The following is a 12,228-nucleotide window of genomic DNA, read 5'->3' on the forward strand; positions in this document are numbered from 1 at the left end:
CAGCCCATCCAAGAGCGCCAATGTATCTGGTCTGGCATGGGGCTCCACATAGCCTGCCACAACATCCATGCCCTCTTTTTGCGCCTGATGGGCCGCTTCCAGCATGGCATAGGTCTTGCCTACACCCGCTGCATATCCAAAAAAGATTTTTAGCTTTCCGGTAGGGAGCGTACTCTCTGTACCTATCTCAACACCTGACCTGGTCTGCTGTATCTTTTCCATATGTATCTTCTCCTACAATAGCGGTCTGTGGTATACGTGAGTGTTTATATCGTATCATGTGGAATACTATAAAATAATAAGAGATTTCCTAAACGTATTAAGATTGAATGAAGATATATACAAATAAAACAAGCCGAATGTCTGTTTTCAAACAGCATTCGGCTTGTGAAATAGATGAGAAAAATAATATTGGATTCAACTATCGATAAAGAATTGTCTGTACATTTCTTTAAAACTCTGTCATGACGGCAAAAGACATTTTCATCTTGAAGAAATATTATAAGCGTGGGTTTGTGGTATGGTATCTTTAACTATACGAAATTCCTGTTTCCCATTTGGAAACCGCGGCGGCACTGACACCTATGGCATCGGCCAGTTGTTCTTGCGTCAATCCCCTCGAACGACGCAGGCGTTGAATATTTGCTCCAATTGAAAGTTTCATTTAACATTGCTCCTTTGCTGTTTTTGGGCCCACTTTTGTGGTATCATAAAACAAGAAAAAGGCACAATGGAGCATTGGTTGAGCGGGACGGTGGATTTATTGAACGTCGTTCCAGAAAGGGGAGATTTCCATGAAAAAAGCGGCTATGTTTGTAACCGATGGATTTGAAGAAATCGAAGCGGTAGGCACTTTTGCGATTCTGCGGCGAGGTGGCGTGCAGGTTGATGTGTATTCTTTATTGGATAAGGACGCCACAGGGCGTTTCGGTCTAACTTGTACAAATTTGAAGCCGCTTTCGTCTTTTCTCGATGAATCATATGATGCACTGATACTGCCGGGCGGACCGGAGTATCAGGCGATGGAGGCCAGCCAAGCGGTGCAAAACCATATTGGGGCCTTTTGGAAGACTGGCCGATTGGTCTGTGCAATCTGTGCTGCGCCTACGATTCTGGGGCATGCAGGTTATCTGAAGGGAAAACATTATACGTGTTTTACAAGTATGAACGAGGATTTCGGAGGCGTGTATCATGAACAGTACGCAGTGCGGGACGAAAATCTGATTACAGGCCGCAGTGCTGCAGCTACTGTTGATTTTGCTTTTCTGATTCTGGAAGCGCTAGAGGGTTTGGAAAAAGTGGAAGAAATAAAAGCTCAAATCTATTATGAGAAATGAAAAGAGCCGCCCATCCGGGCGGCTCTTTTTTACATGCTTTCGGGGACAGTGATTTTCATCATAGTCAGTGCATTGGAAATCACAGTCTTGGTGGCGGTACAAAGAGCCAAACGAGCTTGGCACACAGCAGGTTCAGCGTCTTTTACCCGGCAAGAATTGTAAAACTTATGATAGCGGTTGGCCAGTTCCGTTACATAACGGGTGATGCGGGCGGGATCATAACTTTTCGCAGCAGAAATAATCTCGGCTGGGAAATTGGCGATGTGGCGGATTAAATCCATTTCGTTGGGCTCCGTCAACAGCGTCAAATCCGCTTTTTCTGCGCCATCAAAGTGAATACCCTCTTGCGCCATTTTTTTCAAAATGCTGCAAATACGAGCATGCGCATATTGTACATAGTATACAGGGTTTTGATTGTCCTGCGCCACAGCGGCATCCATGTCAAAGTCCATAACACTGCCCGGCTCCCGCAGGTTAAACTGGAAGCGAGCGGAATCAATGGGGACCTCATCCAGCAGCTCGGCCAGACCGATTGCTTTTCCGGTCCGTTTGGACATGCGCACAGGTTTGCCGTCCTGCATCAGACGTACGAACTGCATCAAAACAATATCCAACTTTTCGCCATCTAAACCAATGGCATCCATAGCGCCTTTCATACGCGCTACGTGACCATGGTGGTCCGCGCCCCAGACGTCAATGGCACGAGAGAAGCCACGGGTTACAAATTTATTGTAATGATAAGCGATGTCCGCCGCAAAATATGTGGGAACTCCATTGGCGCGCACCAGAACCTCATCCTTCGCCTCGTCCGTTACTTCGCCATCCAAACCTTTGCGGGTAACTTTATTGCCACCGTATTTTTCGGCGTACTGCATGCTACGATACCAGATAGCACCGTCCTTTTCGTAGGTGGCTCCTCTTTGTGCCAATTTGTCCAGAATATCCGCGATGGCACCAGATTCGTGCAGGCCAGTCTCGCTAAACCATACGTCATATTCGACCCGGTATTTGCCCATATCGTCTTTCAGTTTTTGAATATTAATGGGCAGGCCAAAGGCGGCAATGTCTTTTTGAAGTGTTTCAAAATCTCCGTTTACATACTGGTCGCCCACTTTATCCGCAAATTGCTGGGCCAGCACCTTAATATCCTCTCCCTGGTAACCGTCCTCGGGGAAGGGAACAGCGTCCTCGCCTTTAAAAATCTGTAAATAGCGGGTGGCCAGGCTTTTTCCAAATTTCAAAATTTGATTGCCCGCGTCGTTGATATAGAATTCGCGCGTCACTTCGTAACCTGCCCAATCCAAAGCGGCCGCAAGGCAGTCGCCCAAGGCACCGCCGCGCGCATTACCCAGATGCATAGGCCCAGTGGGATTGGCAGAGACAAATTCAACATTTACTTTTTCACCTTTGCCGTAGTCTGTGCGGCCGTAGTTTTCTCCCGCTACGTTGGCTGCCAACACGACATTGGCATACCAATTCATATTTAAGAACAGATTGATAAAACCCGGTCCGGCAACTTCTACCCGTTCAAACAGCGTTCCATCCAGAGAGGGAAGATGAGAAGTGATAGCCTCGGCAATTTTACGCGGTGGCATACCGAATACACGAGCCGATGCCATGGCAAGGTTGGCAGCCAGATCGCCGTTTTTTACATCTCCCGGAACTTCCACTACAAAACAAGGAAGCTCTTTTGTAGGCAGCGTGCCATCTGCCATAGCGGCTTGGGCTGCGTTCACAAGCATGGAACGGGCCTCGTCCATAGCGGATTGCCGTGGGTCAAAATTTTTAAAGTCCTGCATGATATTTCTCTCCTGTCATCCCGCAGCTAATTGGCGGGTTTTACTGTAATGTCTACAATGTTTCGACTGACGCTGTTGGTTTCTACGTCCAAAAGATAACTAAAGCGTACCCGTCCGCCTCGATCGGAAAGTTTGCTATCGATGACGTCTGCGGCGACACCAAGGCTCAGGGAACCGGTTCCGGTTTCATAATGACAGACATGTCGGCGCCCTTTTTCAATAATTAGCTGGCTAGGGGCTGGGCCAAAACGCAACATGCTTACCTTGTGACTGCCTTCCACCTTGACGGTGGTGACACAACCCTGATAACCTGTGGCCTCAGTCTCTTTGTATGTGATGAAAAAATTGCCGCCCTTTCGAACAAAGCTGCCCCGAGTCATCAGTTTGATGCTGTCGGATTCTCCGTTTTGCTCCATAGTGCCATGAATGGTGATGAGATAATCCTCTCTCATATGGATTGTTCGCCTCCCGTCTCCAAGTGGAAGTCATCCACACGGATGCGGCATACTTCTCCACCGGCATACTCTCCCAAAAACCAGCCGGCCAACTGACGAAAATTGTCCGTGGAATCACTGACAAAATAGCGTGCAGTGCCGCATCCTTCCGTCCGAAGAAGTTTTTGCTGCGCTAACCAATTGCGAGCCGCATGGGCAGCTTCCCAACCGGGATCAATCAATACAACATCCGGTCCCATTAAATCTCCAAGGATAGGTGCAATGAGCGGATAATGAGTACATCCGAGAATCAGAGTGTCCACGTTCGCCGCTTTTACTTGTTTTAAATAATCTTGCGCCACCAGACGGGTGACCTGATTGTCCCGACCAAAATACCCGTTTTCCACAAGAGGGACAAACAGAGGGCAGGCTGTCGCGGTGATTTGCGCTTGGGGAGAAATGGCGTGAATAGCTTTTTCGTAGCTGCGGCTGTGAATAGTGGCAGGAGTACCCAGTACACCAATTCGTCCAGTTTTGGTGGCTGCAGCCGCAGCCGCGGCTGCACTGGGAACCACTCCCAAATAAGGCACCGGCAACTGTTGGGTAATACTGGTCGGTAACGTACTGGATACAGTGCCGCAGGCTGCGATGACATATTTCACGTTTTGAGACAACAGAAAGGCAATGTCCTGTTTGGCGTATTCTACAATTGTATCCACGCCTCGTGTGCCGTAGGGAACACGGCCGGTGTCTCCAAAATAGACGATATCCTCTCCCGGCAAAAGTCTGCGTAACTCTCGTACAGTTGTCAGACCGCCAAGACCGGAATCAAACACACCAATGGGCGCGTTCTTACCGGCCATTGCGGTCACCTCTTTCCAGCGCCAAGTTAACAAGCCGGTCCAAAAGTTGGCTGTAGGTCATGCCTTGTTCCATCATCAGTTTGGGATACATGCTGATGTTGGTGAAACCAGGCATGGTGTTGATTTCATTGAGCAAAATTTTTCCGGTCTCTCGCTCTACAAAGAAGTCCACGCGCGACAGGCCTTTGCAGCACAATGTGCGATAGGCTTTTTCCGCGATTCGGGCCACTTGTTCAAGTGTTTCCTGAGGAAGACGAGCCGGATATACCGTGCGGGATGTCCCGGAAATGTATTTGTCCTCGTAGGTGTAGAATTCTGCGCTGGCCAAAATTTCGCCGGGAAGCGTACTGTGAACATCCTCGTTGCCGCACACGGCGCATTCTATTTCCTGACCGTCAACAAAACGCTCGAAGATCACACGACTGTCGTGCTCCAGTGCTAGGTCCACAGCCTTTTTCAAAGCGGCTTTGTCGGCAGCCTTGGAAATACCCACCGAAGAACCGGCATTGGCGGGTTTTACAAAAATGGGATAGCCAAGTTTTTGAGCTACCCTAGACTCAATGGCGTCGAAATCGGAAAGTTGCCAGCGCTCCATATAATCCCATTCGCACCGCTGAATGCCGGCGGCATCCATAATCGTATTGGCAACAACTTTGTCCATGCACACCGCACTACCCAGCACGCCGCAGCCCACATAAGGTAAGCCGGCCATTTCAAAGAGGCCTTGCACGGTTCCGTCTTCTCCATTCTTTCCGTGCAAAACCGGAAAAACTACGTCCAGAGGAAGGCTGTAGATATGATCTCCCTCGAAACATACCAGACCTGGCAATCCACTTCCGGGGCATATAGCACAGGGAACATTTTGGGAATGTTGTTCCCAACGGCCGTCGGACAGCCAATCCACTGGTCCGCGGTACAAATACCAGCGACCTTGTTTGGTGATGCCGACCGGATAAATTTCATATTTTTCCGGATTCAGATTGTTCAAGACACTGGTCGCACTCATACGTGAAACTTCGTGCTCACTGGAAGTTCCGCCGAATAAAACAGCAATTTTGCATTTTTCCATTGAATGACACACCTTTCATGCGGAAAACTTCCGCATGCTAATACTTGTATGTTAATACAACAAACTATATAATAGCATACAGGCAAAAAATTGCAAAGGCTTTCCATGCTCGAAAAGGGTTTGAAAAACACTATTTTTTTGCTTGACTGGACCGCGCGTATGTGGTATGATGAGTGTACCTCTTTTGTAGGTCTATTTTTTTGTGCGCATTTTTCCAAGCGCCGGCTGCATGAGAGGGAGGCTAATAATGGAGGTGCCGAAACATGAGAGTGAAGATTACACTGGCCTGCACGGAGTGCAAACAGCGCAATTACAACACAATGAAGAACAAAAAGAACAGTCCCGACAGGCTCGAGATGAAGAAGTATTGCCGCTTCTGCAAAAAGCATACCCTTCACCGCGAGACCAAGTAAGAAAGGCGGACTACACATGGCAGACAAGACCGAAAAAAAGAAAAAAGGCTTTTTTGCCGGCGTGAAAGGCGCTTTTGGACGTTTCGCAAAGTATTTCCGTGATACCAAGAGCGAGGTCAAAAAGGTCGTATGGCCGTCTAAAAAGCAGATTATTAACAACACTTGCATTGTACTTGTTGTGGTGGTTATCGCCGCGATCATGATTTTCCTGCTTGACAGTGTGTTCGGCCTTGTGCTGGATCTGCTTCTGAAGACCGCGGGCTAATCAACTGACAGAAAGCGGGGTTCCATTTATGGCAGAGGAAAGAGACACCGAGGCCCGGTGGTATGTAGTACACACCTATTCGGGTTATGAGAACAAGGTTGCGCAAAACCTTGAGACCATTGTGGAAAACCGGCGCCTGCATGATTTGATCCATGAGGTGAAGGTTCCGGTGGAAATCGTGCCGGACATCAAGGACGGCAAGGAACGCGAAGTTGAGCGCAAGTTGTTTCCCGGTTATGTACTGGTAAAAATGGTGATGACAGACGATTCGTGGTATATTGTGCGTAATACACGCGGTGTCACGGGTTTTGTGGGTCCTTCATCCAAACCGATTCCTCTTACGGAGGAAGAAGTAGACAAGTTGGGTGTGGATGTACGTCAAACCAAACTGGATTATGCCGTGGGCGACAACGTGCAGATTGTATCTGGCCCGTTGGAGGGCTTTATCGGTATCGTCGAGGGTATCGATACTGATTCGAAAAAGGTAAGTGTGAAGGTTTCCATGTTCGGGCGGGAAACACCGGCGGAATTGGATTTCACACAAGTAAAACCCTTGTAAGCTTATTTTTACGGTAGGTCCCGCCAAATGGCGGTGCTTATAGAGCGCGCGGCGCTCGTGGGAGGGCTCGGCATCCGGCCGCGCCCGCAACTTACCACAATTTTTGGAGGTGCACAAAATGGCTCAAAAGGTAGTGGGGTATATTAAACTCCAGATTCCGGCCGGCAAAGCTACCCCGGCTCCCCCTGTTGGTCCTGCTCTTGGCCAGCACGGCGTGAACATTATGGCGTTCACAAAAGAATTTAACGAGCGCACTCAGAAAGACATCGGTTATTTGATTCCTGTGGTCATCACAGTGTATGCAGACCGTTCTTTCAGCTTCATCACCAAGACTCCGCCTGCAGCGGTCCTGATCAAAAAAGCGATCGGCATCGAAAGCGGTTCCGGTGTGCCCAACAAAACCAAGGTGGCTTCTATCACCCGCAAACAACTGGAAGAGATCGCTACCACAAAGATGCCCGACTTGAATGCGGCCAGCTTGGAAGCAGCGGTCAGCATGGTTGCCGGTACTTGCCGCAGCATGGGCGTTACGGTGACAGACTAAGAGAACGAACCCGCCATTAGTGGGAGGAATATTCCGATATACCACAGGAGGATACTATGAATCACGGTAAACATTATGTCGACAGCAAAAAGCTGGTCGACCGTACCAAATTGTACGATAGCGCGGATGCGCTGGCACTTTGCTGCCAGACTGCACGCGCAAAATTCGACGAGACCGTCGAATTGCACGTCCGTCTGGGCGTTGACAGCCGTCATGCTGACCAGCAGGTCCGCGGTGCGGTCGTTCTGCCCAACGGTACTGGTAAAAACGTTCGCGTTATTGCAATTGCCAAAGGCGATGCTGCAAAAGCGGCTGAGGCTGCTGGCGCGATGATGGTTGGCGACGCTGACCTGGTTGCAAAAATCCAAAACGAAGGCTTTATCGATTTTGACGTATTGGTCACCACTCCCGATATGATGGGCATGGTTGGCCGTCTGGGTAAAATTCTTGGACCGCGTGGCTTGATGCCGAACCCCAAGGCCGGCACTGTTACTCCTGATGTAGGCCGCGCAGTTACCGAGGCAAAAGCCGGTAAGATCGAGTATCGTTTGGATAAATCCAACATCATTCATGTTCCCATCGGCAAGGCTTCTTTCGGTGTAGAGAAGTTGGATGAGAACTTGAAAGTGGTCATGGAGGCCATTGTAAAGGCAAAACCTGCTGCTGCCAAAGGTCAGTACATCAAGAGTGCGACTGTCGCCTCTACGATGGGCCCTGGCATCAAGCTGAATAGCCAGAAATTCGGTGGCTAAGTTTTGATTGTCTGCGACATCCGCTTTTGCGGATGTCGCTTTTTAGGTTTTTTGAGAAATCCATTGACATGTAAATGTATATATGGTATACTATAAAAGCTGTTTTAGAGACAGCAGGTGCTTATGCGTAAGGGAAGATTCCCGCCTGCCGAGAAACGTGCAAAAATATCGTGTGTATTTTTGGCCTTTTTCTCGCGGGAGAAAGAGGCCTTTTGTTTTTGCACTGCTTGTCTTTTGAAGCATCTATTTTTTGAGAAATGAGGTGAATCGAAATGCCGAGCGAGAAAATTCTGAGCGAGAAACAAGCCTTCGTTACTGAACTTCGTGAAAAATTGTTGTCTTCGATTGCTGGTGTAGTCGTTGATTACAAGGGCATCAATGTGGCCGATGATACGAAGCTTCGTAAAGAGCTGCGTGAAGCGGGCGTTGAGTATGCGGTTGTGAAAAACACCATGCTGCGTCTGGCCATTAAGGACACTCAGTATGAAGGTATGATGGATTCCTTGAAGGGATCTACTGCAATCGCCATTTCCAAGGAGGATCCCATTGCCGCCGCACGTATTCTTAACAAGTTTGCGGAGGATTCCAAGGGTGCTTTCTCTTTGAAAACGGGTTACATGGATGGCGCGGTCATGGGTCTGAACGAGCTGACTGCCATTGCTAAGTTGCCTGACTACAAGGGCATGCTGTCTATGTTTGCTGGTGCGCTCAAGAGCACCATTGGCGGCCTTGCTGTCGCTATGCAGGCCTATGTGGATAAGCAGGAAGAAACTGCTGCCTAAGGTCGATTTTAATTTGAAACAATTACAACAAATAAAATTGGAGGTATTATCATGGCTTCTGAGAAAATTACTGCCATTATTGACGAGATCAAAGCTCTGTCTATCCTTGAGCTGAAAGAACTCATTGACACCTATTGCGAAGAGTTTGACGTTTCCGCTGTTGCTGCTGCTGCTCCCGCTGCTGCTGGTGCTGCTCCCGCTGCAGAGGAGAAGACCGAGTTTGACGTTGTGCTGGCTGAGGTTGGCGCAAGCAAAATGCAGGTCATCAAAACCGTTAAAGAGCTGACTGGCCTGGGCCTGAAAGAGGCGAAAGAGCTGGTTGACAACGCTCCGAAGACTCTGAAAGAGGCTGTTGCTAAAGCTGAGGCTGAGGAAATGAAGAAGAAACTGGAAGACGTTGGCGCGAAGATCGAGCTGAAATAAGTTCCAGTTTTATAAAACGGTTGTCTGTTTTTATCTGTTGTTTTTGGCAACAGGCGATAGAGAACAAGTTTATAGCGTGGAAGAAGTCGCAGACTTCTTCCACGTTTTTTTTATTTATTGACGGTGAATATATCAAGAGCATGACTCGTGATCCCCAGTAAATCGCTGCGTTCGCAAGTAGAAAAATGATATTTCATATAAAGTTGAAACAAGGATTCGTCCATTTTGTCAATCGATTCGCGCATGAAAAGTGCACATCCATCTGTAGCTACGTAATGCAATCGGGTAACTGGGAATGAGGCCATGAGATGGTCTATATCTTCTTTTCGCACAAGCTCAAATAAATCTTTAGGCTTTGACTGAGCAGCAAAGGTGTCGGCATTCAGTAACCCTTGCTGCACATATTCTGCTACGTCGATGTTTCCACGATGAAATCCTTCGTCCAGCAGGCACCCATCGGATATTACATAAGAAGCAAAAATTATGCCACCGCTTTTTGTGATGCGTATTGCTTCGCGTAGAGCCTGACATTTGTCTGATGTAGTAAAAAGGTGATATAAAGGGCCGAGTAAAAGTGTAATATCATATTGATTGTCTGTGAAGTTGGAAAGGTCTAGGGCGTTTCCTTGTGTAATGGTAATATGCTCTTCTGGAAGAGTATTTTTTTTGAAAATTTCAATATTATGTTCTACCAATTCTACGGCATCTACGGTATATCCTTGGCGTGCCAATGCATGCGAATAGCGTCCGGTACCGGCACCTATTTCGATGACGCGATCCCCGGGTTTGATTTTTTGTTGAATATAATGCATAGTCGTCAAAAATTCGACGGACCCATGCCGGGATGTAAGGCGTGCATCCTCATTGTAATGGTTGTAAAAATTGACTAGATATTGATTTTCATTCATGGCGTGTCTCCCATTGCGTTTTTAACGCGAATAATATACATTTAATCCTTTTTTCCTGATCGTCTTTATCCAAAAAAAGTTTGTCTGTTGCAACCAAAACAGCCATTCCGTGTGTGTAGAGAAATAAGTCAAGAAAGATTTCCTTTCCCTGTTCTAACGATACACCTATCATTTGCGAAAATTTTTCGGCCTTTTTTTGGTTCCCAACCTCTTGATAGAAATCGCCGGATTGCATGATATGCAGATCCATGTCATTGATAAACAGTAGTTTGAACAAAAATGTTTCTTTTTTTGCAAATTCCAAATAGGATAACGGAAGCACCAAATATGCTTCCGTATCGGTGTCCTTTTCATAGATGGATACAAATTTTTCGTAAAATGCAAAGGCAAATAAAAGAAATTCTTTTTTCAACTCTTCCATATTGGCATAACAGGTAAAAATAGGGCGGGTGGAACAGCATAAATACTCGGCAATGCTTCTTGCATTGACGGATTCAAATCCCGTGTTCCTCGTAATTTCCAAAACGGCGTTTAAAATCATAGTTTTTGTAATTTTAGGTTTTGGTGGCATAGTGAACACTCCCTAGCAATATAAAACAAATGTTGTATAACTATTGTTACATATCTTTTTCAAGTTGTCAAGAAAACAAAACATCCGCATGGAATTTCCATGCGGATGTCGATTTTTTAATCATTTTTAAAGAACGCGTACACGGATGATATCGGGCAATGCCAATAAATCACTGCTCACTTGATCGGGTACAATACCGGTCACGTCCAACATGGTGTAGGCATAATCGCCACGCGATTTGTTGGTCATATTTTCGATATTCAGACCAGCTTTGTTGGAAACGTCCGTGATGGCAGCCAATCTTCCAGGTACGTTTTTGTGAATCACACAAATACGGCTTCCTTCTCCACGGGGCATAGAAACAGAGGGGAAATTGACGCTGTTACGAATGTTTCCGTCCAACAAATAATCGCTTAACTCCTCAGCCGCCATCACAGCACAATTCTCTTCGCTTTCGGGGGTGGAAGCACCGAGATGAGGCAGACAGACACAACCTTCTATGCCAAGAAGTTCTTCGCTGGGAAAATCACAAACATAAGCTCCCACACGACCAGTTTTTAAGGCGGAAACGATATCCGGATTATTGACAAGTTCTCCTCGTGCGAAGTTCAGAATGCGCACTCCGTGCTTCATCTGATTGATTAAGTTTCCATTGATCATACCGCGTGTGTCGTTGGTGGCCGGAACGTGAAGAGTAATAAAGTCGCATTGACTGACTAAGTCAGAGAGATTCACGCAATGCTTTACACTGCGAGAAAGATTCCAAGCTGCTTCAATCGAAATGTAGGGATCGTATCCCAACACTTCCATATTTAGATGGGTAGCCATATTGGCTACTTTAACGCCAATGGCTCCCAGACCAATTACGCCTAGTTTTTTGCCAGCTAACTCAGGACCTACAAACTGCTTTTTTCCCTTTTCGACCAATTTTTCCACAGATTCGGTCTGTTCGGACAAGGAACGGGCCCACGAAATACCCTGTGCCACTTTACGCCCGCTGAGAACCAGTCCTCCCAGCACCAATTCCTTCACAGCGTTGGCGTTGGCGCCCGGTGTATTGAACACCACAACGCCTTTTTGGCTGCATTCTGCCGTGGGGATATTATTTGTGCCTGCACCGGCGCGGGCGATTGCAAGAAGCTGGGGATTCATTTCCATATCGTGCATATTCGCACTGCGCACCAAAATTCCATCCGGAACAGTCCCTTCGGTGTCCACAGAAAACAGATTGGCACTCAACCGTTCTAATCCTTTATGAGATATATGATTTAGTGTTTGAATATGATACATAGCTTCCTCCTTGTCCCTCAACCGTTCTTAGCTTCAAATTCCTTCATGAAGTCGACCAGTGCCTGCACACCTTCCAAGGGCATTGCGTTGTAAATGGAGGCGCGCATACCACCGACACTCCGGTGTCCTTTCAAATTTACAAGACCTGCCTCTGCTGCTTCTGTGCAGAATTTGGCGTCCATTTCTTTTGAGGGGCTGGTGAAGGTTACGTTCATAATG

At 47.3% G+C, this 12,228-nt stretch carries 15 protein-coding genes, 3 pseudogenes and 1 other annotated feature; of the genes and pseudogenes, 8 read left to right on the plus strand and 10 right to left on the minus strand.

Features of this window, described 5'->3' with window-relative positions; translation table 11 throughout:
* Positions 1-222 (minus strand): annotated as a pseudogene (locus tag AB5H98_RS10425) (hypothetical protein); the annotation flags it as partial.
* A gap of 313 nt (positions 223-535) precedes the next feature.
* Positions 536-664, minus strand: a pseudogene (locus AB5H98_RS10430) (helix-turn-helix transcriptional regulator); the annotation flags it as partial.
* Between the two features lie 130 nt (positions 665-794).
* Between AB5H98_RS10430 and AB5H98_RS10435 the strand changes: the two are divergent.
* A complete protein-coding gene (locus AB5H98_RS10435; RefSeq protein WP_367925841.1) occupies positions 795-1,337 on the plus strand; it encodes a DJ-1/PfpI family protein in 543 nt (180 codons plus the stop codon).
* 29 nt (positions 1,338-1,366) lie between these two features.
* Here the strand turns inward: AB5H98_RS10435 and argS are convergent, their stop codons facing one another.
* Genes argS through AB5H98_RS10455 form a run of 4 tightly spaced genes read right to left on the minus strand, consistent with a single transcriptional unit; the run spans position 1,367 to position 5,502 of the window.
* A complete protein-coding gene (argS, locus tag AB5H98_RS10440) occupies positions 1,367-3,136 on the minus strand; it encodes an arginine--tRNA ligase (RefSeq protein ID WP_367925842.1) in 1,770 nt (589 codons plus the stop codon).
* Between the two features lie 26 nt (positions 3,137-3,162).
* Positions 3,163-3,588, minus strand: coding sequence for a DUF1934 domain-containing protein (locus AB5H98_RS10445; RefSeq protein WP_367925843.1), 426 nt, complete (start codon positions 3,586-3,588; stop codon positions 3,163-3,165).
* Positions 3,585-4,433 (minus strand): glutamate racemase, encoded by an 849-nt coding sequence (gene murI / locus AB5H98_RS10450; RefSeq protein ID WP_367925844.1) that lies wholly within the window; start codon positions 4,431-4,433, stop codon positions 3,585-3,587. Before murI ends, AB5H98_RS10445 begins: the two co-directional genes overlap by 4 nt.
* Positions 4,423-5,502, minus strand: coding sequence for a D-alanine--D-alanine ligase family protein (locus tag AB5H98_RS10455; protein WP_367925845.1), 1,080 nt, complete (start codon positions 5,500-5,502; stop codon positions 4,423-4,425). Before AB5H98_RS10455 ends, murI begins: the two co-directional genes overlap by 11 nt.
* Before the next feature lie 263 nt (positions 5,503-5,765).
* Between AB5H98_RS10455 and rpmG the strand changes: the two genes are divergently transcribed.
* The 7 genes from rpmG (at position 5,766) to rplL (ending at position 9,240) form a co-directional block, all read left to right on the plus strand.
* Positions 5,766-5,915 carry a 50S ribosomal protein L33 gene (rpmG, locus tag AB5H98_RS10460; protein WP_349214590.1) on the plus strand — a complete coding sequence of 50 codons (150 nt, stop codon included), beginning with the start codon at positions 5,766-5,768 and terminating at the stop codon, positions 5,913-5,915.
* A gap of 16 nt (positions 5,916-5,931) precedes the next feature.
* Positions 5,932-6,180, plus strand: coding sequence for a preprotein translocase subunit SecE (gene secE, locus AB5H98_RS10465; RefSeq protein ID WP_367925846.1), 249 nt, complete (start codon positions 5,932-5,934; stop codon positions 6,178-6,180).
* Between the two features lie 28 nt (positions 6,181-6,208).
* Positions 6,209-6,739 carry a transcription termination/antitermination protein NusG gene (gene nusG, locus AB5H98_RS10470; RefSeq protein WP_367925847.1) on the plus strand — a complete coding sequence of 177 codons (531 nt, stop codon included), beginning with the start codon at positions 6,209-6,211 and terminating at the stop codon, positions 6,737-6,739.
* 118 nt (positions 6,740-6,857) lie between these two features.
* The gene (rplK, locus tag AB5H98_RS10475) at positions 6,858-7,283 is read left to right on the plus strand and encodes a 50S ribosomal protein L11 (RefSeq protein WP_367925848.1); all 426 of its coding nucleotides are present in this window, start codon (positions 6,858-6,860) and stop codon (positions 7,281-7,283) included.
* 56 nt (positions 7,284-7,339) lie between these two features.
* Positions 7,340-8,035, plus strand: coding sequence for a 50S ribosomal protein L1 (gene rplA / locus AB5H98_RS10480; protein WP_367925849.1), 696 nt, complete (start codon positions 7,340-7,342; stop codon positions 8,033-8,035).
* An 86-nt stretch (positions 8,036-8,121) separates the two neighbouring features.
* Positions 8,122-8,260, plus strand: a sequence feature (ribosomal protein L10 leader region).
* Positions 8,261-8,307: 47 nt separating this feature from the next.
* Positions 8,308-8,817 (plus strand): 50S ribosomal protein L10, encoded by a 510-nt coding sequence (gene rplJ, locus AB5H98_RS10485; RefSeq protein WP_367925850.1) that lies wholly within the window; start codon positions 8,308-8,310, stop codon positions 8,815-8,817.
* A 51-nt stretch (positions 8,818-8,868) separates the two neighbouring features.
* Complete coding sequence (rplL, locus tag AB5H98_RS10490; RefSeq protein WP_367925851.1) at positions 8,869-9,240, plus strand: 50S ribosomal protein L7/L12; 372 nt, start codon at positions 8,869-8,871, stop codon at positions 9,238-9,240.
* A 110-nt stretch (positions 9,241-9,350) separates the two neighbouring features.
* Here the strand turns inward: rplL and AB5H98_RS10495 are convergent, their stop codons facing one another.
* From AB5H98_RS10495 to AB5H98_RS10510, 4 genes and pseudogenes are all read right to left on the minus strand, one after another.
* Positions 9,351-10,148, minus strand: coding sequence for a class I SAM-dependent methyltransferase (locus tag AB5H98_RS10495; RefSeq protein ID WP_367925852.1), 798 nt, complete (start codon positions 10,146-10,148; stop codon positions 9,351-9,353).
* Positions 10,141-10,569: a TetR/AcrR family transcriptional regulator gene (locus AB5H98_RS10500; RefSeq protein WP_367925853.1), complete on the minus strand. Its 429-nt coding sequence runs from the start codon at positions 10,567-10,569 to the stop codon at positions 10,141-10,143. The genes AB5H98_RS10495 and AB5H98_RS10500 overlap by 8 nt, the downstream gene beginning before the upstream one ends.
* Before the next feature lie 276 nt (positions 10,570-10,845).
* On the minus strand, positions 10,846-12,009 hold the full coding sequence (locus tag AB5H98_RS10505) for a phosphoglycerate dehydrogenase (RefSeq protein ID WP_367925854.1): 1,164 nt from the start codon (positions 12,007-12,009) through the stop codon (positions 10,846-10,848).
* 17 nt (positions 12,010-12,026) lie between these two features.
* A pseudogene (locus AB5H98_RS10510) lies at positions 12,027-12,228 on the minus strand (3-phosphoserine/phosphohydroxythreonine aminotransferase); the annotation flags it as partial.

The sequence above is a fragment of the uncultured Ruthenibacterium sp. genome (assembly GCF_963558415.1).
In the GTDB taxonomy this organism is placed as follows: Bacteria; Bacillota; Clostridia; order Oscillospirales; family Ruminococcaceae; genus Ruthenibacterium.

Coding starts and splice junctions, on each gene's coding strand:
- AB5H98_RS10435 (WP_367925841.1), top strand. CDS start 795: ATGAAAAAAGCGGCTATGTTTGTAACCGATGGATTTGAAGAAATCGAA.
- AB5H98_RS10500 (WP_367925853.1), bottom strand. CDS start 10,569: ATGGAAGAGTTGAAAAAAGAATTTCTTTTATTTGCCTTTGCATTTTAC.
- rplJ (WP_367925850.1), top strand. CDS start 8,308: ATGCCGAGCGAGAAAATTCTGAGCGAGAAACAAGCCTTCGTTACTGAA.
- argS (WP_367925842.1), bottom strand. CDS start 3,136: ATGCAGGACTTTAAAAATTTTGACCCACGGCAATCCGCTATGGACGAG.
- rpmG (WP_349214590.1), top strand. CDS start 5,766: ATGAGAGTGAAGATTACACTGGCCTGCACGGAGTGCAAACAGCGCAAT.
- rplK (WP_367925848.1), top strand. CDS start 6,858: ATGGCTCAAAAGGTAGTGGGGTATATTAAACTCCAGATTCCGGCCGGC.
- AB5H98_RS10455 (WP_367925845.1), bottom strand. CDS start 5,502: ATGGAAAAATGCAAAATTGCTGTTTTATTCGGCGGAACTTCCAGTGAG.
- secE (WP_367925846.1), top strand. CDS start 5,932: ATGGCAGACAAGACCGAAAAAAAGAAAAAAGGCTTTTTTGCCGGCGTG.
- AB5H98_RS10495 (WP_367925852.1), bottom strand. CDS start 10,148: ATGAATGAAAATCAATATCTAGTCAATTTTTACAACCATTACAATGAG.
- rplA (WP_367925849.1), top strand. CDS start 7,340: ATGAATCACGGTAAACATTATGTCGACAGCAAAAAGCTGGTCGACCGT.
- nusG (WP_367925847.1), top strand. CDS start 6,209: ATGGCAGAGGAAAGAGACACCGAGGCCCGGTGGTATGTAGTACACACC.
- rplL (WP_367925851.1), top strand. CDS start 8,869: ATGGCTTCTGAGAAAATTACTGCCATTATTGACGAGATCAAAGCTCTG.
- AB5H98_RS10445 (WP_367925843.1), bottom strand. CDS start 3,588: ATGAGAGAGGATTATCTCATCACCATTCATGGCACTATGGAGCAAAAC.
- AB5H98_RS10505 (WP_367925854.1), bottom strand. CDS start 12,009: ATGTATCATATTCAAACACTAAATCATATATCTCATAAAGGATTAGAA.
- murI (WP_367925844.1), bottom strand. CDS start 4,433: ATGGCCGGTAAGAACGCGCCCATTGGTGTGTTTGATTCCGGTCTTGGC.